The sequence below is a fragment of the Nakamurella alba genome (assembly GCF_009707545.1).
In the GTDB taxonomy this organism is placed as follows: domain Bacteria; phylum Actinomycetota; class Actinomycetes; order Mycobacteriales; family Nakamurellaceae; genus Nakamurella; species Nakamurella alba.
The window spans coordinates 1-21,570 of record NZ_WLYK01000014.1 but is presented as its reverse complement, the minus strand read 5'-3'; the positions used below and the strand labels follow the sequence as shown (position 1 = coordinate 21,570).

The following is a 21,570-nucleotide window of genomic DNA, read 5'->3' as shown; positions in this document are numbered from 1 at the left end:
GGTGATCGTGGCCCAGGTGCAGACCCATAGGGGGAGCAGGCCGACGATGGCGAGGATGACGAGGAGGTACTTGGTAAAGCGTCGGTAGCGGCTGGACGGTTGTCGATGATTGGCCGGCATGTTTCGTTCATATCGTGCTTGTCGTAACCCTTCTGCGCTCGGGCGTTGTGATCCACCCGCTCGTGCCGGATCTGCCCGCCGGTAGTGGCAACAGTACGATGGGGCCGCCACCCAAGTGATGCCGTGCGCTTGAGGCAGCGCCTAGCCGACCGGCCTGGTCGTGGGGGTTGCCTCTGTCGGCACGGTCGACGTTGGGTGCGCAACACCCGGAGAGAGACAATCCACGGGCCGTTCAGGGCCGAGTGCATCAAACCGGGGACTTCCACGAAGGCCGTCCCAGTCGCACACCGACGTCGAGTACTCCACCCGGCTAGGTATACGGTTACAACAACCGTCGCCTGCGTGTTACCCCGGGCATCGATACCCGGGTGTGCAGGCTAGAAACATTACGCCGCATTCGAACTGGGGCTGCGACCACATAGGACCGGACAGGTACAGAGTCTCGGGCGGTTCAGTCCATAACCAAGTCGCAGCGCCCCCGCCCACCTATTTCGTGGACGGGGGCGCTTCGCGCATCTGGTCCGCTTGCGGCTGGACTCAGAGGGCCGGGGTCAGTGCCTTGCTCTGCGGTTGCGGTGGCCTGGTCAGCAGTTCAGGGACAGGGTGATGGGGGCATCGCCGAGGGTCAGAATGCCGGCCAGATCCAGCGTTCCGACCTGCACCTGGATGTGGTTGGCGTCGACGATCAGCGCCTGCGCCTGTGAGCCACCCAGCAGGCCGCCGACGAGTGGGCTGGTCGAGATGACGGTGGGGATACAGTTGCTGATGTCGACATCGGTCTCGAGGAGGTAGGTTCCGGAGCCCGTGGTGTGGACGACGTCGTTGATTCCTAGGCCGCCGCCCAGGATGCCGCCGGTGGCATCCAGGGAAACAGCGATCTGCGGGGCGAAGTAGCCGGTAACGTCGATGACCAGGCCCGTCGGCCCGGCGTAGTTCTTCGCCTTGATGCCCGGGGCGGCGCCAGCCTGGATAGGTACGATGGCTCCGTTCTCGGTGTTGATGCCCTTGGTGTAGTTCACGAGCGTGGCGTTGGGCTCGTTCTTGTTCGCTGGCCATGCCCTGAGGTACCCAGTACCGGTCGGGCCAACGGCGGTCATGCTGGCGGCGATCGCCGTGGCGGTGGAGGGGATCCCGCAGCCTCCGTTGCGTCCACCTTGCGCGGGGAAGCCCACCGAGCCACTGACGTTGTACGAGCGGACCTGTCGGCTGGCGAACGGGCCGCCGATCAGGCGAGTATCGACGATGCGGCAGGGGATGATCGCCACGTACACCGATTCCTGAACAGTGACGAGGGGCGGTGCCGCATTGACCACTGGAGCCGAGGATGCTGGAGCGGGCACGGCCGACGGCCGGGGGACGGCAGCAGAGACCGATCCCACGCTTGCTGCGGTGATCGCCGCGACAGCAGCTGCGGCGGTGACGAGATGAATCCACTTTCGCATGGTGTTCTCCTTCGTCGGCCCGGGCCGATCCCGTTGTGGTGGCCGGTGTTTGGGGCTGGTGCGACGAAAGTAGGCCGCGCAGTCGAGCCGTTCTAGGAGCTCACCGAAGTTGAATGCCAAAGATTACGTCCGCTACAGAAGGTGTCCGCGGCGAACTACTCAAGGGCGAAGCAGCACTCTCGTGGCTGCGGCCCGAAAGTGTGTCTACGCGATAGCGGTGGTGACTAGCTTCGCCCCACCCGACTACACAGAAGTAGAGGAGGGCTCGGATGCGAGTCGCTCGATCACTGGCTGCTATAGCGGTGTTCGAAGCGACAGGCCATCCTGGATCCCGTGACGTTCCTCATCGTGCTTGTCGACGGGCCGTTCCGAGGCACGCCCAGCGGGGATCTTGTGTGGGTCGGGGAGCGCCAACATCCCTGGCGGGGTGAGACAATCGAGGTTGATGGTGCGGTCTACACCTTCACCGGGACAATTCAGGTTGGTCCTCGAGGGGCGCAGTGGCAGGCCACCCGCTACGAAGTCGAGCTTTTCCGTTGGTTCTGTTCGCTGAGCGCAGAAGCACAGAACTGGCTCCGGGGCCACATCCGCGAACAGCTGCCACCGCGTATTGCCCGACAAGCTCATAGCGCTGGACAGTGGGCAGCACCGACCCTCTGGCCACCTGGACGCTCCATAATCCTTGAGGACCTACCTGAGGATGCATGGTCATGGGTGGCAAACCATCCCGAGTGAATCCGACTCCGCCTCAACTCAGGATTGGTCTCGGTGATCCAGCGCCCAGCGTGTTCCGCATCGTCAGGCTGACGATGCTGCGGCAGTGATGGTGGCAGACGACAGGCCCAACCCGAAGTTCTGCACGACGAAGATCGGGCTCCCCGTTTCCACCGTCGGGGGAGGGCGCAGGCTCGTCAGAACAGACGCCGAATCAGGCGACCACCCGGCTAGAGAACCCGAGCCTACCGCAGCGAGGTGCCGTTCACCTGATCCAACGTAACCGGAACGGTGACCAAGGCGAGTACGCGTCAGTCGCGGACCTGGTCTGTGGTCTCCACCATGTCTGCAGACTCCGCCGAGCGGTCAGTAAGGTCTCGAGCGCGCCTCGGTCGCTCATGGGTTCTCCGGACGAACTGCCACATATCTGCTGACACTTCGTGGCGACCGTCACTGCCGTCTACTGCTGACGGGGCGGGCCTGAATGCGGTTGCGCTGCGATGTGCCGGCCTGCCAAGAAGTACGGCAACCCCTGCGCCGCCCGGCAAGCAACTTGCACCGCCACGGCGAACAATGCAGCGATAATAAAACTGCACTGTGCTGCAATGCTTTCGATGCCGTGGGCTTCTAAGTTTGTTTCGGCGAAGAATGCCCAGCCACGGCACCGGTGGCACCCCAGACCGGCCCCTACATCTGGACCCTACCCACGCCGACCTGTCGTACGCTTGAGGTCGAACGTCGTCGGGCATGGCGTAGTTCAAGGTCCCTGGGGCACCCGCCAGTGCACGAACCGAGTATCCACCTAACTCTGCCGCATCAGCACGCCGCCCGACGACGGACCGGACCGGACCCGACCGGTTCATCAACTTGACCTTGCACCCACCTGCGCCTGATGCAACGAGCGTTCGTCTGCACGGCACTGGCCGCGTCTCTCGCCGACTGACTGCCCAGCTTTGGCCAGCTGTATCCGCACGACCCTCACCCCGGGGCCGGGGTGAGGTGGTAGCGCCCTGCCACTTTCGTGTCCAGCAGCTGACCCGACGGAAGCCAGTCGGTCCTGCGCAGACTTGTGCATCGAACACGGCCTGCGAAACTCGGCCGGTCCTCCGCCCCTCAGGGGGCTACCTGGCGACTTAGGCACCTTTAAGTTCGGGGACACCAACGGGACCCGCCCCGCCGACTGAACCCGCACCTGGACCTATCCGAAGAACCGTACGCAGTATTCAACGCACCGGAGAGTGGAGTGAATCTCGGACACGCGGGCCTCTTACCCGCGCCTTCTAAGCCAGTAGTCCCCACCAGATCTCCTAGATCTCTCGATGACCATGCAGGCGCACGAATTGCGGCAGATGGTGGTTGAGGTCCACGCCGGCAATGTCTAGCCCCTCGATGCGTCGGGGACGCAGGTGGCGGTTACGGCTTCCCGGCTTCACGCCTGCGGATAGGCGAGGGCTCGGCAAGCAGGAAGCTGATGATCAGCTCGTCACCGTCCGGGGCGATGCTGTGCGAGACGACGGTCCAGTCCTGGTTGAGATATTCGTTCAGCGCCGGTGGGGAGAGGTCCCGGAGCAGTTTCTCCAGGTCGAGCACATCGGGCAGGTCTCTGCTGTGAGCGCGCCAGTTGACGACGAGGTGCTTGCGCATAGTGGCTCCTTCAACGGCTCCCCCCGTGGACTGCTGGCCGGTCCCCGGTCGACTAACGGCTCACGCACGGATCTTGTCGAGTGCTTGATCGTAGCGAGCCGCCACCTGTCACGCAGCCGGAGATGTCTAGAGCATGCTCAACATCTGCTCTGGCGGAGGAGCTACCTGCGGAAGCCAGCTGCTCACTCGCTCCAGGTGCGAGCCAGATCGTTCAGGCATCCGGTGTAGTACGACCCGCAGTAAATTCACCTACTCGGTACCGAACACGCGGGGGCACCGCTAGGCCGGCGGCTCCTTGGCCGGATTATCCGCGGCGTGACCCAGCCCTGCGTGATGGTCGGTGTCACCGGTCACCGGATCCGGGACCGCGTCGTTCTCCCCCTGCTCGTCTGCTCGGCTGGGATCGTCTGCGTCCATACCCACCTCGTGACTTGCGGCCGCACCACGTGCCGCCTCAGCCTTCTGCTCGCTGGCCTCGTCGGTCATGTCGATCCCTCCTGGTCGGAATACTGCCTGTACGTTCGGGCGGTCCCAACGTCTGACCGACCGGCGGGACCTACGGGCCATCCGGCTCGCCAGAGAAGACGGGCCAGCGAGACACCACTACCCATACATCTGGAGAGACACTCGCTGGCATCGCTCGGGGACGCAACTGGGCGGGGACAGTGGGCGCGGCGCGTGGGTGAATCGTGCGTTATGAGCACGTGGGTAGTGAGGAACCTGGCGCGGGGGCAAGACGCCCCCGTCGCTCGGTGCCGCACCCGGTGGGGAGCGGAACGCCTCGCCGGTCACATGAATCGCCGGAACCTAAGGGTCCCGGGCTGCGGCTGGGTGTACTACGCCGCACGCGTCATCCTGCTGCGCTAGCCCGGCGGCAGTCGTCGTTGCGCCCTCCACCAGATCAGAACGAGGTAGGCAGACCTGCCGACGAAGGTGGCCGCACCGAAGAAGAGCGGCTGCCGTTGCGCGTTCGAGCTTCGAGGACCGGTCGTGCAGCAACCATTCGAGATCGAGCACGCACGCGGCGCCGATCAGACGCAGCGCAGCAATGACCAGGATTGCCCGAACGAGAGCGGCCCGAGGACTGAAATTCTTGTCGACGTTCATCTCTCGACTCTGGGAACAAGGGGTCGGCGATGACCTCGCGGCGCATTCAGCGATTCGCCCCAGGGCTGGCGGCGGAAGAGCAGACGACCATGACACCAGAGGGGCAGTCGTCCCGTGGCGACTGTCGAGGTGGGGGCAAACGGTCCGCCCATGAGCCCCGAAGACAAGTCGGCGAACGACGCCGAGAACGCCAGCGGGAGGATGAACCGCCCGGATTGAGGCGACGAGACATCGACTGCAAGACCGGACTGGTGGAGAATGACCGTCGTGACTAGGGGTTTCCAGCGCGACGACGCAGTTTGGAAGGCTCGCTTACAGAGTGTGCTGATGCACGCCGCCGCCCACGGCAGGCTCCCCGGCCAGGGACAATCCGCGGCGCCCGCCGAACGATCGCTAGCCCTGTGGCTGGCAAACCAGCGCAGAGAGCATTCCTGCGGCTTAATGCCATCGGACCGCGTCGAGCAATTGGATAGCACCTTGCCTGGGTGGCGAGGCCGCCATCGGTGGTGACGTCATTTGCTAGTTGGCCCCGCCAGTACGTCGGGACCCGGTTCCGGTGACGTCTGTTGGGTGGTGTAGATCGTCACCGTGTTCGGGGCAGCGAGTTCGGGTCAATCATGCAGTGAGAGTGGGTGGTGGTGCCACCTCGGTGGGTTTGGTGTCGAGTTGGGCCATGGACGCTCCGGAGAAGTAGCGGCGTTCGGACACCTGCCATTCGTCGTGCGTCTCGATCAGCACCGACCCGGCCAAGCGAAGCAGAGCGGCCGGGTTGGGGAACACACCGACGACGTCGGTGCGGCGTTTGATCTCCTCGTTGTCCCGTTCGAGCGGGTTGGTCGACCAGATCTTCTTCCAGCGCGAAACCGTGAAGTCCACGAACGCGGACACGTCCACCTTTGGCGGCCAGCAGCTGTGTTTCGACCTTCTGGAACTGTCGGCCGAGCATGCCGGAGATCACGTCGACCTGGCCGCGGACATGCGCCGGGCCGGGTTTGGCGAAGATCGTGCGGATCGCAGCGGCGACCATTTGGGCGTGTCCTCTGGGCACGTTCGCCAACACGCCCGAGCAGGAAATGCACCCGGCAGCGCGGCCACCCGGCACCCAGGAACACCGCCCCGATCGCGGCCTGCAGCCCGGCGTGAGCGTCGGAGATGACCAGCTGCACCCCGGCCAACCCACGGCGCCTCAGGCTGCGCAGGAACGCGGTCCAGAACGCCCCGTCCTCGCCGGTCGCCGGCGTCGAAGCCCAGCACCTCGCGTCGGCCGTCGGCGGGGCCGCCGGGTGGCGACGGCGACGGCGACGGCCTGGGATACGACCCGGTGGTTCACCCTCGCCTTACAGTAGGTGGCGTCCAGGAACATGTACCGGAACTGCTGGTCGGCCAGCGACCGGTACCGGAACGCGGACACCTCGATGTCCAGGTCCGCGCAGATCCTGGACACCTCGGACTTGGAGATCCCCGGGTCGGCGCTTATCGCCTTGACCAAGTCGTCGACATCAACCCGCGCCTGCGCCAATCAACGACGCACCGAATCCTGCGACACCGCGAGCTGGTCGGCCACCGTGACCACCGCCGCGGTCTCCGTGGGGTGCTGCTCCCGGTGCCCCACCACCATCTGGACTGGGCACGCAACTCCGGATCGATCCTCTTCTCATGCATCCTTCCAACTCAGAAGGACGCCGTACAGAACCTCGGCCGGTTCAGGTTTCTTGCTGCTTCGCTGCGCGGTATGGGGGGACGAGCCCGCTGGAGTGTTCGTGGCGTTGGTTGGAGAGCCAGCGGGCCAAGACGCAGTCCTCGGCGGATGCGCGGCGACCGGCGCCCGGCATTTTCCCTTAGATGGAAGGTGGCCCACATCCTGTTGCAGTCTCGAGTTACATCGCTCGTCGTCGCGTTGGAATCCCACAGCCACTGCAGTGGTGTCCCACCAGGTCGAGGATTGCGCCTGGTCGTCGAGCGCCAGCGCCAGTCCTGAACTCAACCGTCTAAGTGTCCTTTCGCGCATACGAACAGCGGCCCGACGACGGCGGCCCTGGATCCAGGAGCGATGCGCCGGGACAGCTGGACCCATTCACGGTCTTTAGGGAGGCCGCAACGCTTGCAGGGCTCGTGGGCGGAGGGGTCGCGTTCGGGCACGTCAGCAAGCTACCCGTATCGGTCCGGTCACGCATCCGGGTCACCCTGTTGTACCGGTTTGCCGGAAATGTTCTGCTTTCGCGTGTCGACTGGCTACTTTCCGTTACCGTGAGGGGCTGGTCTGGCCTGCGATTCCGCGCTTTCGAGGACGTGAAACTGTGTTCTCATTGGGAGGGAAATGAACAGAGATGTTCCGGTCCGTTGCGAATAGGGGTGTTCGCCATGAGGAATCAGCACGTCCGCCTCGACGTGGTTGCCATTCCCGACACCGACGACGATTCTATGTGCGTGTTCTGGACGCCGCTGCGCGGGCGGCTGTTTCTCGAGGGTTCCGGCCATGTGGACGCGGACTGCGGATGCTGCGGCGTCACCCTGATGCGTGGGATGCGCAGCATCACCGGGGTGCCAGGTGTGGTGTTCGTCTGCCCGAGTTGCCGATGCGGCAACACCACACCGCCGCCGAACCTCTCCGCTCGGCGGCCTTCGACCGCCCCGGCGGGCCTCAGATGCCCGGCGGCTCGTCCTGAGGGTTGGGCAGCGGCCTCCTGACCCGAGTGGCAGGTGCAGACCCGCCCGACCCGATCCACGCGGGTAGTGCCCTGTCGAGGCTGCGACGCCGGCTTGGGGAGATGAGCTCGCGGCGAGCGTGTTGGCGTTGCACATACACCCACCTGGCCAGACGTCGTTCGTGCTGACTGGACAACCGGTTGACGCCGGGCAGCCGACCGCAGCTCTCCACGAACGCAACTACTTCGGCTAAACGTGCATCCCAGCCGGAATTGTCTGCCGAGAACGTCATGCCGAAATTATAGAGACAGCGACCCCCGCCCGCCGAAGCAGGACCGGGGAGGGAGCTGATGTCCGGCTGGCCACCCCCGGGAGCTAGCGGCCGGTACTACGATCGACATTGTGAAGACGGGCACCGACAGCGCGCTGACCTGAGGCGCGGGAGGGGGCGGCCCCGCGGCACTTGGTCTGCACCGGCGAGACCTGCGCCTATCTGCTCATCCCCGGGTAGTAGCGGGGTTGTGCTAAGTCTCTGCACCGCCGTTAGGAGGTCCTCAGCGTGAACGCGCCCGGCTGTCCCATCCCGGCACCTCATGGTTCAGGCACCGACGCCGCCAGCCGTCCAGCTCTTCGCGGCGCACTCCCCGCGCTGGGCCTGCAGCGAGCGACTCAGCACACCGTTCGCGGGGGAACGCCGGCGCTCCCGCCCGGGAAGGCGGCGGGTGGTCGCTGAGAACCCCACAACCGCCCGCGGGGGGCGTACCCGCACTTCTGTCTCGGCGTACAGGTTGATGATCTCTCCCTGGTTTGAGAGTTTCCCGGGCGAGGGAAAGGCCGGGAACCGCACCCAGGGCGGTATCGGCGCGGTCCAACAGTCCCGCTCTCAAGGCGAAGTCACCAGGCAGCTGCACCCAGGCGGGCACTGAGGCCTCTGGTCGTATGGGCGATCCTACACAGCTCCACTCCACACCCGGGGCCTTCCTCAACCCCTCAGATCAGACGGTGTCAATACACGAACTCGACCAAGCTGTGGGAGGTACATCTAGATGATGAAGCCGCGGTGGCCGTTCCAGGGGCCGGCGAAACGCCGGACCATCAGGCTGCCGGGTAGGCGCTACCACCATTGGGATAGCCCAGCACGCCAGATGTGCTCATCGATTCCCCATGGGTTCGTCCGTTGGTTCCGGGTCGAACATGTGCACAACTCTCTCCTCTGAGCCGGCTCGTAGCGGCGTAGCGTTTGAGTGATTCGACGGAGGCTCCGCAGCACCCTGAGTACGGGGTCGAAGATCCCCAGCGATGTCATTCAAGGACGACGAAGTCGGGTGGGTAGTTGGCCCAGCGGCTGCGGATCGTTGGAGGAGATCGTCCTCCCGTGGGTCGGCACATCTCTTCCAATTCGGCCAGGTCAGCGAGTCCGGCGGCGCCGCACACCGAATACCAGGACCGCACCGATCAGTACCAGCAGCAGACCGGTGAAGCCGGTGGGGAGCACCGGGATCGATGCGCCGGTGTTCGGCAAACCGCCGTGGCCGCCGCCACCGGACGCACTGTCGGGCAGGTACACGAAGCTGTCGGCGTTGGCGGTCCGGCCGGTCTGACCGCCGGCGAGCAGCGCGCGGCCGTCTGTCAGCTGCGCCGCGTGCATTCCGTAACCGGCGACGGGCAGCGGGTCGCTGACGCTCCACAGGCCCAGATCCGGGTTGTAGAGCTCGGTGTCGGCAGTTACGGCACCTCCGGCGGCGCCACCCACTGTCAGAACCCGGCCGTCGGACAGCGTGACGGTGCCGGAGAACGACCGCGGTGTGTACTCGGTACCGGATCGGGACCACGTCCCGGTGGCCGGGTCGAACAGTTCGCTGAACGCGCTCCCGCCGGACAGCAGCACCCGACCGTCGGCCAGCAGCGAGGCTACGGCGGCGAACCGGGCGTTGTCGACAGATCCGGTGGTCGACCAGCTGTCGGTCGTCGGGTCGAACAGCTCGCTGGTGGACAGCGGGGCTCCGGCGCCCAGGCCCGCGGTCACCAGCACCCGGCCGTCGGCCAGCGTGGTGGCGGCCGCGTACATCCGGGCCTGCTTCATCGGTGTCGTCTCCGACCAGCTGCCGGTCGCCGGGTCGTAGATCTCGGCCGAGGCCAGCGGTTGATCGCTCACGCCGCGGCCGCCGGCGACCAGGATCCGACCGTCCGGCAACAGCACCGCCGCGGCCAACTGCCGTCCGTCGTGAAGGGAACCCGTCAGCGACCAGGTTCCGCTGGCCGGGTCGTAGATCTCCACCGAGGTCAGGTTGTCGGTCTCGTCCGCCCCGCCGGCAGCCAACACCCGGCCGTCGGCCAGGGTCACCACCGCAGCCCCGGCGCGCGGAACGGTGAGACTGCCGGTCTCCGTCCAGGTCGACGTGCTCTCGTTGTAGATCACCGCCTCGGCCAGGGTGTGCTGATCGTTGAAACCGCCGGCCACCAGCACGTCGCCGTTGGGCAACGCCGCCGTGATGGCGAACGCCCGCGACTGCGGCATCGACGGCACCGAGTCCCATGCGGCGGCGGCGGTCAGTTGGTTGTCGGTGGTGACCAAGCCGACGTCGGCGCCCTCGCGGATGTTGCCGACCACGAAGTCGCGGTAACCGGTCGCCTGCCGGACCTGCGATCCCGGAGGGACCAACCGTGACCACAGCTGGGCCGGCGGGTTCGAGTCGTCCTGCGGCAGCGGGTCGGTCGCTGCGACGGTTGTCTGGGGGGTCTTGGCCGCGGCCGGCATCGCGGCGGCCATAGCTGATGCGCGGATCGCGGCCGGCGATTGCGCGGCGGACGTGTGCGGGGTAGCCGCCTGGGTCGCGCCGACCGCCTGGGTCGCGCCGACTCCGGTGTCGGAATTGCTGGAGAACGGCAGGTGCAGTGTCTTGGACGTGTAGGGGATCTGCAGGTCGACGCCGGAGGAGTTCAGGTCGATCCCGGCGGTGAATGGCGGGATGGTGAGCGGTTTGTCGTCGACCCATTGGAAATTGCAGGGATAGGGAGCGAAATGGTGCCAGTAGCACACGGATTGCGGGAGGTAGTTGCTGCCCTGGATGGAGGCGCTCCCGGAGATCTGCGCGGCCAGACCCTGGGTCCCGATCGACACCGTCACCGCGGCGCTGAGCTGACCTGTGAACCTGACCAGGCCGAGGTCCAGGGTGCCTGGCCCGAGCTGAATCGACCCGCTGAACTGGAACTGGAACGTGGTCGGGCTGGCGTTCAAAATCAGCTGCGTCGGCCCGAAGGTCAGCGATCCGGCCGTCACCTGGCCCAGCTGCGCGTTGACTGCCAACGACGGGACGGTGGGGTCGACCTTGATGGACAGGTCGAGCGCGACCCCTTCGATCGTCGAGCTCAGTGCGAGCGCGTAACCGGCCGGGTAGACGGTGTTGCCGATCGTCGCCCCGTCGGGGGAGATGTACAGCTGCGCGGAGTTCACCACGATGAGATCCGGTTGACCGAAGGCGGTCAGCGGTCGCAGGGACGGCGTGGTCTGCCCGGGGCTGCCGATCGAGATCGACACCAGGAACTCGTCCGGCGACAGGTTCAGTGCCATCTGCAGCGGCGTACCCTGCACGTACCCGATGGTGTCGGCCAGCTTCTGCGGCAGACCCGTGACGTCGACCGAGAAGCCCAGCGTCGGCAGGCCGTCGTCCAGCCCGACGCCGACCTGCACGGTGAACTCGTCGATGTCCAGGCCGCAGATACCGAGCGCGTCATTCCAGCCGTCGACGGTCAGCGAGGCGACCAGGTCGGCGTCGGACAGCTGCACAAGTCCGACCAGACCGATGCTGTTGCTGGTGTTGTTGCAGGCATCGGACGTCGGTGAGGTCATCGTCATCGTCGCGTCGACCTGCACACCGAACGCGACCAGCGTGGGCGAGATGGTCAGCTGCAGCTGCCCGGAGGTGAGCGCCACCTGGGTGCCGTTGGTGTCGAACAGGTTCTGCCCGTGCACGCCGAGGTTGACGTTGATGCCGAGCGTGGCCGTCTTCGCCGCCAGATTGAGATTGCCGGTGGCGACCAGGGTGTCGCTGCCCGGACGGGTCAGCCCGACCTTGCTGAGCGCGCCGGCGAAGTCGGACGGGATTGACACGTTGCTGGCGATGTTGATGCCTTGCGCGAGCTTGATCGTGCCGAAGTTGCCGAACGCGGTGCTGTCGAACGACGGCACGGTTGTGCTGCTGTAGATCAGGTACGCCTGGGCGACGGCGCCCGTGCCCGGCAGGTACTGCGACAGGTCGATCCCGGCACCGATGACGAAGTTGTCCGAGTCGAGCTGCACGGCGGCGCTGACGGTGAACGGGGTGGAGAACGACACGGTCAGCTGCGCCCGCGCGGTCGCGCTGTAGTTGGCCTGGCCGTCCGTCACGGTGCGGGCGATGGTCAGTTGCGGGTTGACCAGGGTGACCGTCTTGTCCAGCGCCGAATAGTTCATCGGGACGGACACCTCCAGCGACAGGTCACCCGCGGTGATGTCGTAACAGCCCACCGCGTCCGCGGTGGCTGTGTTGCCCAGCGTCACCGACAACGAGCCGGTGATGCCGAGCCACAGGTCACCATTGGCGGCCACGGTGCAGCCGCTGGACACCGCGCCGTTGGACAACTCGACGTCGGTGACGGACACGGTGACCGCGCCGTTCGCGGAGATGGTGAACAGGTTGCCCTTCGCCGTCAGGTCCAGGGTGGTCGCAGTGCTGGCCGGTTTCACGCCGGCGGCCGGTGTGGTGGCAGAGACGATCGAGCCGGAGAGCGCGACCCGGCCGATCGTGACACCGGCGGTCGGCTGCCAGCCGCTCAACTGGCCGGACACCGACACCGAGTAGTCCTGCAGGTCGGCGAACGTGCCGGCGAGCGTCAGCCCATCGGTGGTCCCGGGCAGCATCACGGTGCCGGACATCGCCAGTCCTCTGCCGGTGGCGAGGGTGGCGGTGAAGTTGTGCACCGTGACCGAGACCGAACCGGGCAGCGGCAGTTTCACGTCCAGCGGGGTGAGGGTGAGCGAGCCGGTCAAGCCGTCGGTGCCACGGGACAGGCTGCCGGACAGGTCGATCGCGGTGCCGAAGACGGACAGGTTCTCTAGTGACGCGCCGCCGGTCAGCGTGCCGCCGCTGTCGTAGGCGAGGTCGATCGCCAGTTTCGCGGTGCCGGATTCGGACGCCACGTCCGCCGTCACCGAGAACGCGAGATGGTTCTGCTGGTTGCTGCGCTGGTAGGTGCCGGTGGCGACCAGGTTGTCGAGCGCCAGCGTGTACAGCTTCAGGCTCGGCAGGTTCAGCGTGGTGCTGAAGGTCGCGTCCGCCGACGGGCTGAGCGACGCGTTGAAAACCACTGTGGTGTCCTGGTTGTCGCCGATCGAGCGCAGATCGCTCTGCTGCCCACTGTCCAGCGTGATCGCGCCGGCGCCGGTCACGCCGGAAACCAGGTCGATCGACGTCGGCGCCGGCGCGGCCAGCCCGGTGGGGAAGCCGGACACCGGACCGGAGGCGTAGGCGACAAAGCCGCTGGCGGACCCGGTCGCCAGCCCGAGGTCACCCAGGTCGCCGGTCGCTGCGATGACCAGGTGCTTGTCGGTGACGGCGCCGGCCTGCACCGTGAAGGTGAAGCTCGCGCTGTCGCTACCGGTGGTTACGGTGCCGGGCGCGGTCCCGACGAACGAGACGCCGGCGTTCGATCCGGACAGCGTCATCTGGACCGTCTGGATGGCGACGGCCCCGAAGGTCAGCGCGTCCGCGGTGGTGCCCTGCAGCGAGAAGTTCGTGGTGGAAAGGTCGGCGCAGCCGGTGATGTCGACGGTCAGCGAGTCGACCGTCGCGGTGCCGTCGAGGGTCGCGATCGGGTCGCCGGTGCCTGCGCCCTGGCAGGTCGCGGTGGAGGACAGCGACAGGTGCTTCACCTCGACGGTGACCCCGGAGCCGGTGTCCCAGTTGGCCACCGGCGTCCCGAAGTCGACGCTGTAGTTGTAAGCGGGGGTGCTCGCGGCCGCGTAGCTCAGCGACGCGGTGATCGCCGTGCTTACCGAGAGTCTCTGCAGCGGCGTCCACGTCGAACCGGTGGCGGTGCTGAGCGTGGCGGTCCAGTCGTGAATGTCGGTCACCGTCAGCCCGAGTGTCACGGTCAGTGGGTTCGAGCCGCTGCCCAGCCTGCCGGTCGCGGCGACGCCCAACCCGGCGTTGGACAGGGTGACGTCGATCGCGGACAGTGTGATGCCGGGTGCGTCGGGCGGGCTCAGCGGTCCGGTCAGCGACGTGTCCGCCGAGAACTGCGGCGTCTGCCCGGGGGTGCGGGTGACGGTGCCGGTCAGCGAGAACGCCGCACCGAACAGGCTGAGGTTGTTGGACTTCAGTGCCGCGTTCACCGTGCCGTCGGTGGCGATGGTGCCGGCCAATGCGACCCCGCTGTCGGTCGTGCGGTCCAGGGCTGCGGAGAACGTCAGCGTGGGTACCGAGTTCACCTGGGCGAAGGTGAATCCGAGCGTCACCGCGCCCAGGTTGGCGATGCTGATCAGCGGAACGTTCTGCCCGTCGCTCGACACCAGTTGTCCGGACAGGATTCCGGTCAGCTTGGTACCGGTGCCGTCGAGCGTGAAACAGATGTCGCTGAGGATCAGATCGCCGTTGACGTCGAGCCAGTTCGCGTCGTCGGTCGGGCCGAAGGTGCCGCCGGTGATGCAAACGCCGCTTTGGCTGACGGTGCCGGTCACGGTGCCGCTCACCTGGAACGTGTTGAACAGCTTCGGTGACGTCTGCCCCGCGGTGAAGTCGATGACCGTGGACGCCGAGCAGGTGGTCGGCACGCTGGAGCTGTCGACCGACAGCGGCAGCGAGACGAAGCTGCCGCTCAGCGTGGGGGTGGTGCTGGTCGCCAGCGAGTTGAAGAACTGCTGGAAGCCGCCGGTGCAGGAACCGGTCGGGATGGTCAGCGTCGCCTCCGCCGACGATGCCGCGGTGTCCGCCTGCCAGAAGCTGTTGTCCGCCGGAATGAACGAGGCGGAGTAAGTGTACGGGCCGCCGGTGTCCGGGACGGTTCCGGTGCAGCTCGCAGTGCCGCCCTGCACCGGGATGTCGGTGCAGCCGGGGACCGCGGTGCCGCCGCTCCCGGCGAACGTGACGGTGCCGGCCACCGCGCCGGCGGCGCCCGGGCCGACCACATGTGCGTTGAATGCAGCCCTGGCCAGCCCGACGAGGTTGACGGTCGAGGTGGTCGTGGTGGCGGCTGCGGTGATTGTGGGGGTGACCGACGAGGACGAGGAGCCGCCCACCGTCGTGGTGGTCGGGAACGATGCGATGACCGCCGGGCCGCCGACCTGAAGCGCAGTGGTGGTGCAGCTCGCAGTCGCCCTCCCCGCCACCGTGCTCACGGTCGCGGCCGAGCACAGCGAGGTGCCGTCCGTAGTGGCGAAGTTGACCGTGCCGCCGGGCGTCGTGCTCGCGAAGTCGGACTCGACGGTGGCCGTCAGAGTCACGGTGCCGCCGAAGGTGCCGGTGATCGGCGCGAGCGCGGTGGTGCTGCCCGCCGCTCGGACGACGACCGTGGCGTCCGCCGTGGTGACCAGGTCGCCGAAGACCTTGTCGTTCGAATACGAGGCGGTGTACGTGTTCGTGCTGCCCGGGTTGGGGGTGACCTGGCAGCTGAAGCTGTCGCCGGTCAGGGTGCCGGGCGTGCAGACCGGAGTGCTCGGGTCTGCGCTCGAGAAGACGTTCACAGTACCAGTTCTCGCTGTCGTGGTGGATGAAGTGAAGGTGACTGTCAGGGTGGCCGCGTCGCCGGCGTCGACGGTCTGGGTCGGCGTGCTGAACCCGATGGTCCCCTGCGGCACGCTCAGGTGCACCACCAGCGGGGTGCTGTCCGCGCCCGACTTGAGCCTGCCGTTGATCCCGGCGAACTGCGCGGTGTAGCTGTGGGTGGCGCTGCTGAGGATGGTGGGCTGCACCTGGCAGCTGCCGTTGCTGGTCGGTGTGCTGGTGCAGGCCAGGGTCCCGTTGTCGTAGAAGCTGACGATCGGGTTCGGCACCGACGTGGTCGGAGTGCCGTATGTGACGCTCGCGGTCAGCGTGACGACGGTGTCGCTCTGTACGGTCTGCGGTACGGGTTGGCCGGCGAGCTGCCCGGTCAGCGTCACGGTGGGCGTGGCCGGCTGGGCCTGCAGGGTGCCCGGAGCGCCGACCGACGGCAGACTCTCGGAGTCGCCGGAGTAGACCGCGTACACGAAGGACGCACCTGCCAGCGGCTGGCCGGCGCACTCGGTGATGGACGGCGGAGCGAAGGTGCCGGTGCCGGTGGATACCAACGTCAGCCCGCTGCACAGGGTGACGGAGCCGGTGGGGGCGGTCGTCTGCCCGGAGGCCGGCGCGGTGGGCGAGTCGTAGACGGTGACCGTGCCGGTCAGTGCCGTTACCTCGGCGGCTTGGACCTCGATGCCGGTGACGGCGACCGGGTTGCCGTAGGTGGCGGCCGACGGCAGCGTTGCGGAGATCGACGTGGGTGCCAGCTGCTGGGTGGCGGTCCCGGTAGCCGTCGAGGTGACCGTGGTGCCGTCGGCCGGGTGGTAGACAGCGGTGAAGGTGTTGCTGCTGCCCGCCGTCAGGCCGCTCACCGTGCAGGAGGCCTGCGCCGAGGTCGCCCCCGCTGCCGAGAGCGCCGGCACCGAACAGGTCTGACCGCCGTCGGCGGTGACGTCGACGGTCCCGTCGACGGCGCCCCAGGTCTGGTTCTGCAGGGTCACGGTGACCGGGACCGTCGCAGTGGTCGGGGTGGTGGTAATCGAGCCGATGGAGGTGGCGGTCGGGCCGGGGGCAACGGTGGCTCCCGTCGCGGGCGAGGCCGATGAGCTGTACGCCCCAACGGTCGCGAAGGTTCCGGTCACTGACATCGAGCCGGGGGCGGTCGGGTCGAACGTGCAGCTGCCGGAATTTGAGGTCAGTGTGATGGACGCGCAGTCACCTGCACCCTGCAGCGCGACCGACGCGCCGTTCAGATCTTCGGTGCTGCCGTTGGCCGGGGTCACCGTTGCGGTGACGGTGACCGGCCCGTCGACCGTCTGGGGGTTCGGCGCGATCGACAAAGCGGTCGCGGTACCGACTATCGGGTAGGTCAGCACAATGCTGCCGTCGCCGCTGTTCACCCCGGTGGAGTTGACGCTGCCCTGACTCGCGAGAGTGGTGTCCCAGCCGTTGGAACCGCCACCGCCACCGCCACCGGCCCCGCCGTACTGGCCGCCGCCGCCGCCGCCACCACCACCGAGCCACCCACCGCCGCCACCGCCGCCGGACCCGCCGCCGTCGACATACTTGGTCGATCCGCCGCCGCCGTCCCCGCCCACGTGCCCGGACCCGGCGCTGCCGTTGCTGGCGTCGGAGTACACGCCGTGGCAGGTGCTGGTGTAACCGTCGCCGCCACCGCCGGTCTGACCCGCCGCAGAGTTGCCGCCGACACCACCACTTCCCGCGCAGTCGTCGGTACCGCCGTTGCCGCCGCCGCCGGGGTTTCCGCCGCTGCCACCGCTCCCGCCGTAGCTCTTCCCGCTGCCGTTCCCACCACAGCCGCCGCCACCACCGGCCTCGGCGATGTCGCTTCCGCCCTGGAAACTGATGCGCGATCCACCACCGCCTGCGCAGCCAAGTGACTTCTTTGCCGTAGTGCTCGCGTTGCCGCCGTCCGGGAAGCCGCCCGTGGTGCCAGACCCGGTGACTCCCACCTGCAGCGACAGCACCTGCCCGGGCTGCACCGGGACGACGACCTCAAGTTCGCCGCCGGAGCCGAGCGCACCCGGGGCGCCGGCCGAGGCTGCCCCGATCAGGGTGGCAGTCACCGACGTCACCCCGACCGGCACGGTGAACAGCTGCGTGGTGCCGGTGGCAGCGAACGAGCAGGAGGCGGTCGTGCCGTCGTCTGGGCAGCTACTCGACGGCGGTGCCGCGGTCAGGTACGTGTGCTGCTCGTCGGCCGTTCGGGAGTTGATCGCCCTGGTGAGCGCGGCATCGACCGTCGTTCGAGATGCCGACGAATCTGCCGCGGAAGGAGACAACGCAACCGGCGCACTTGTTGCCAACGGCGATGCCGATGGGGTGGCCGACGTGAGAGCCGGCCCGAGAGCAACCGCGGTCGAGGATGTGGTGGCGATGAGTACGACGACCACCGTCGCAACACTCAGCGCAGGACCGAGTAACCGCCCGACCCGACGCCGTACACCGGTCGCCGCCCGGTGTCGCGGCTGCGGCTTCGACCTCGTGCTCGAGCGACGGTGAGGACGTAGGACTGGAGACGGGCACGGCTCGGAAGGGTCGAAATGGGACACTCGGCGAACTATGACGGACCGTCCGGCGCTTCACAACGAGTCGACCGCGGCTCATGGGGGATTTCATCATCCCCCATGACGGACTGTCACCGGCCGTGGTCGGTAGGCGACCTGAAAGCGTGGCAGTGGCGTTGTGAATTCATTCTCTCGCCTTGTGGTGGCACCGCATCGCCTGAGGTGTGCGCGATGAGCGAGAGCCAGGTCGAGTTTACGGTCGGCCACCGCACCCCATTCGGATCTGACCGAAATCGTTCTTTGACAACGACTCTAGCTGTACCGGGCCGGGAAGTTTTTAGCTGCGGCGCGTTGTCGTTGGTGTGGAAGGAGCTCCCGGGTGGGGTGTGGCTTGTCGAAGGCCCGCACCACCTGCAGGAGGCTGCATGTCCCACCGTGATGTCCGGACGACGCTCCACGGCAGGTGGTTGATCGTCGAGCGTCATCAGGCCGGGTGGCCGCAGTCGCACATCGCGAAGGCGATGGGCATCTCCCCCGGGTGCGTGGCGAAGTGGATCGCCCGGTTCCTCACCGAGGGCGTGGAGGGTCTGCAGGACCGGTCCTCTCGCCCGCACCGTTGCCCGTCACGTACCAGCGGCGCGGTACAGGCGCAGATCGTGGACCTGCGCCGCCGGGATCGGCGGGGGTGGATATGGCTCGCTGACGAGCTGGGTATGCCGGCCAGCACGATCTCCCGGGTGTTGGCCCGCTGCGGCGAGCCGCGGCTGTGCGAGCTGGACTCGATCACCGGGGAAGGTTTCTGGGCAACGTCTCCTGACGGAAGTCGGCGAGGTCGCAGCATTCCTAGGGTGCCCGCGCAGACGTTGTATAGCTTGCGGGTGTACGGGAAGGGACCGCGGGGGATCCGGGTAGGTCGGCATCTGCGGTACCGGCGGGCGGATGTGGAGGCGTGGCTGGATTCGCAGGACGATGACCGGCCGCCGGCCGCCTGACCAGTCGGTGTCGGCGAGTGTTACTCGCCGCAGCACCTGTGGCGCTGCGGGCGGCCGCCAGGGTGTCGCTGTGCCTGATGGCCTCGCCTCTCCTGGACGCGGCCGCCGGCCGGCCCCAGGAAGCCGTGTACCAGTAGCGCCAACCGCCCGCCGCGCGGAGCGTGCGAGCGCCGTGCCCGGCCAGACCACGGCGACTTGCTCGTTCGGGACCGGCGTGCCCGCCGGCCCCGAAGCGCCGGCCGACTAGCGGCCGAGATCGGAGGCCTGTCGCTGCCCGGGCAGGGTCATCTCGCGGCGGTGCGCGGGCAGCGGTGGGAGGCCGAGGCGGCTCACGCGGCACAGGTCGGCGGCGTAGTCGGCGGCCCGGTCATGATCCGGATCGGACTGGTAATGCTGGTCGAGGTAGGCCCACACTGCTTTGGCGGTGGTGACGCGCTGTTCGAGGAATTGTAGGTCGCCGGCTTGGGTGATGTGGTGTTCGACGGCGGTGTAGATGATGCGGCGACAGTTCCCGGGGTGTAACCATTTCGCCACATCGGCGCCGTGGGCGTGGGCCATGCCGGCGGGGGCGTCGTCCAGGGCGACGATGATGCGTTTCCCCGGTGAGGCGGTCTGCGGGGCTGCGAGGTGGTGGTCGGTGACGGCGGTGCCCATCACCGCGACGGGGACGAGGTCTGGGGTGTGTTGCGCGATCGCGAGTGCGTCGATCGGGCCTTCGACCGGGACGGGGAACACCCCCTCGTGGGCGAGGCGGTCGGTGCCTTCGGTGAGACCGTAGAGCTGGCTGCTGCTTTTGTCGAACAGCGCGGTGGTAGCGATGTTGACGTACTTGGGTTCGACGCCGTCGCGTTCGGTGCGGCCGATGAACCCGGTGACCGTGTCACCGGCCCGGATGGGGAACACGATCCGGCCGGAAAAGGTGTCCAACAGCTGGCCTGCGGCGGTGTTCCGGCACAGCCCGGCCGCGAGGAGGACGTCGGGGTGCCACCCTGCGGCGGTGAGGTGCTCGGCCAGGACGCTGTGGCCGGCCTGGTAGCCGGCGGGCAGGGTGATGCCGCGGCTGTGCAGGTACTGCTCGGCGCGTACGTCCCGCCCGCCGGTGGTGTGGAAGTTCAGGGCGGCCTGGTTGGCCGCGGCCAGCTCTTCCGGATCGATCGCCACGGGGGAGGTCCGGGCGGATGTCCGCTGCTGGGGGAGGGTGGGTCGGTCGGCCATCACCGCCGGCAAGGCAGCGCCGGTCTGTTGCTGAACGGTGGTGTCGAGGTCGGTGCCGGTGCCGGTGCCGGTGCCGGTGCCGGTGTCGGTGTCGGTGTCGGTGTCGGTGTCGACGGTGGCGAGGATGGTGCGGGCCGCGGTCACCACCCGGGCGCCTGTTGCCCGCACTTTCTAGACCATGGCATCGGAGTCCCGCTGCAGGTCGTCGGTGCGGGCCCAGTCGGCGACGTAGGGAAGGTGTAGTCCCCGGCATCCAGGTCGTGGGCGTGCAGCACCATGAACGCCACCGATTCCGCCTCGACCTCCGCGGCATCCCTCGGCACTACCCCCGCAGGGGGCCTTCCCGCCCCGGCAGCGGTTGTGTCGCCGGGTGCACTGGGAGTGGGGTCGTGGAGCAGGACGTGCCCGTACTCGTGGGCCAGGGTGTTTGTGGCATGCAGCTGGCTGACGTCGTCGCGGACCTTCACGAGGTGGTGGGCGAAGTCGGTGAAGCTGTTGGCGCCGCCGCACTCGCCGCGCTGCACCTCGAACCCCCGCCCACCGAGTTGCACCTCCATCGCGGTCCAGAGTTCGGCGCCCTGCTCACCGTCGAGCAGCCGGGGCCGCACCAGCGGCAGTTCGAAGCCGGGTTCGATCGGGCCGGTCTGGGAGACGTCGAACACCGACACCCCCCGTACTCCGACCACCCGCCGACCCGCCCGCACAGCTGCTCCTGTCTCCCCGGCACCGGCGAGATGTGCGGTCGGGGTGACAGGTTCCGCCCCACCTGTCACCCCTGCGTTCCGACCTGTCTCCCTGCGGCCGGCACCTGTCACCCCGGACCCGGGACCTGTTTCCCCGGTGGGTTCGGTGCGTCGGGTGACCGGGGCGAGGATCGCGATGCCCTTCTCCCCGCGGCAGACGGGCCAAGCAGCTGGGAACGTCCTGTACCCGGTGACCATGGTGGCGTCCGGGCGCTGCAGGAAGATCAGCATCGAGTTGTTGAACGAGTACGAGTGGAACCGGGCCGCGAACCGCAGGTACTGCGCCCAGTCCTTGCCGGTGACCAGGTCCTGCACCCCAGCGACGATCAGGTCATGGGAGGCCCGTACTCTCGCCGCCGCGAGTTCCCGCCGGCGGGCGGGTTCCTCTTCCGGTGGCATCCCGCGGGTCGCCATCACCGGCTCCCCGCCGGCGCGACGGGGGGCCGGCCCCAGTCGGTAGCTCGACACGCCGGCGTCAGGCTCCTTGCCGGCCCCGGTCCGTGTCATGGGTGCTGGTGAGTGCCATGGATTGCTCTCCTTCGACTCGAATGCGCCTGTTTCCCCGCGGTGCCGGTTCGCTTGCTTTCGATCGTTCGTCGTTCAATGTGGTTCGTCTTCCAGGCGCCTGAAATGGTGACCCCTGCCAACCGGAAATGGATGACGAGGCCGCCCCGCGGGTG

The 21,570-nt window shown here is 67.6% G+C and carries 10 protein-coding genes and 1 pseudogene; 3 read left to right on the top strand and 8 right to left on the bottom strand.

Translation table 11 applies throughout. The features are described from left to right. Window positions 1-704 precede the first annotated feature (704 nt). The 3 genes from GIS00_RS24645 to GIS00_RS24635 all read right to left on the bottom strand — a co-directional run bounded on the left by GIS00_RS24645 (window position 705) and on the right by GIS00_RS24635 (window position 4,406). Entirely contained in the window at window positions 705-1,562 is an 858-nt protein-coding gene (locus GIS00_RS24645; protein WP_154771138.1) for a hypothetical protein, read from the bottom strand. 2,127 nt (window positions 1,563-3,689) lie between these two features. Further along, window positions 3,690-3,920, bottom strand: coding sequence for a hypothetical protein (locus GIS00_RS24640; protein WP_154771137.1), 231 nt, complete (start codon window positions 3,918-3,920; stop codon window positions 3,690-3,692). A 279-nt stretch (window positions 3,921-4,199) separates the two neighbouring features. Further along, the gene (locus GIS00_RS24635) at window positions 4,200-4,406 is read right to left on the bottom strand and encodes a hypothetical protein (protein ID WP_154771136.1); all 207 of its coding nucleotides are present in this window, start codon (window positions 4,404-4,406) and stop codon (window positions 4,200-4,202) included. A gap of 879 nt (window positions 4,407-5,285) precedes the next feature. Here GIS00_RS24635 and GIS00_RS29470 point away from each other — a divergent pair. Further along, window positions 5,286-5,537, top strand: coding sequence for a helicase associated domain-containing protein (locus GIS00_RS29470; RefSeq protein ID WP_154771135.1), 252 nt, complete (start codon window positions 5,286-5,288; stop codon window positions 5,535-5,537). Between the two features lie 105 nt (window positions 5,538-5,642). Here GIS00_RS29470 and GIS00_RS24625 read toward each other — a convergent pair. The 3 genes and pseudogenes from GIS00_RS24625 to GIS00_RS24615 form a co-directional block, all read right to left on the bottom strand. Next, window positions 5,643-6,525 (bottom strand): annotated as a pseudogene (locus tag GIS00_RS24625) (IS256 family transposase); the annotation flags it as partial. Window positions 6,526-7,668: 1,143 nt separating this feature from the next. Next, a complete protein-coding gene (locus GIS00_RS29465) occupies window positions 7,669-7,965 on the bottom strand; it encodes a helicase associated domain-containing protein (RefSeq protein ID WP_154771134.1) in 297 nt (98 codons plus the stop codon). A gap of 1,116 nt (window positions 7,966-9,081) precedes the next feature. Continuing rightward, the gene (locus tag GIS00_RS24615; RefSeq protein WP_154771133.1) at window positions 9,082-17,499 is read right to left on the bottom strand and encodes a kelch repeat-containing protein; all 8,418 of its coding nucleotides are present in this window, start codon (window positions 17,497-17,499) and stop codon (window positions 9,082-9,084) included. Here GIS00_RS24615 and GIS00_RS24610 point away from each other — a divergent pair. Together GIS00_RS24610 and GIS00_RS29460 are read left to right on the top strand one after the other, a co-directional pair. After that, window positions 17,489-17,935, top strand: a complete 447-nt coding sequence (locus GIS00_RS24610) for a hypothetical protein (protein WP_154771132.1) — start codon at window positions 17,489-17,491, stop codon at window positions 17,933-17,935. The two genes, GIS00_RS24615 and GIS00_RS24610, sit on opposite strands and share 11 nt — an antisense overlap. A gap of 430 nt (window positions 17,936-18,365) precedes the next feature. Next, window positions 18,366-18,932 (top strand): helix-turn-helix domain-containing protein, encoded by a 567-nt coding sequence (locus GIS00_RS29460; protein WP_154771131.1) that lies wholly within the window; start codon window positions 18,366-18,368, stop codon window positions 18,930-18,932. Window positions 18,933-19,175: 243 nt separating this feature from the next. Here GIS00_RS29460 and GIS00_RS24600 read toward each other — a convergent pair whose 3' ends face one another. After that, window positions 19,176-20,093, bottom strand: coding sequence for a toprim domain-containing protein (locus tag GIS00_RS24600; RefSeq protein WP_196073449.1), 918 nt, complete (start codon window positions 20,091-20,093; stop codon window positions 19,176-19,178). A gap of 194 nt (window positions 20,094-20,287) precedes the next feature. After that, window positions 20,288-21,358, bottom strand: coding sequence for a hypothetical protein (locus tag GIS00_RS24595; RefSeq protein ID WP_154771129.1), 1,071 nt, complete (start codon window positions 21,356-21,358; stop codon window positions 20,288-20,290). Between the last annotated feature and the right edge of the window lie 212 nt (window positions 21,359-21,570).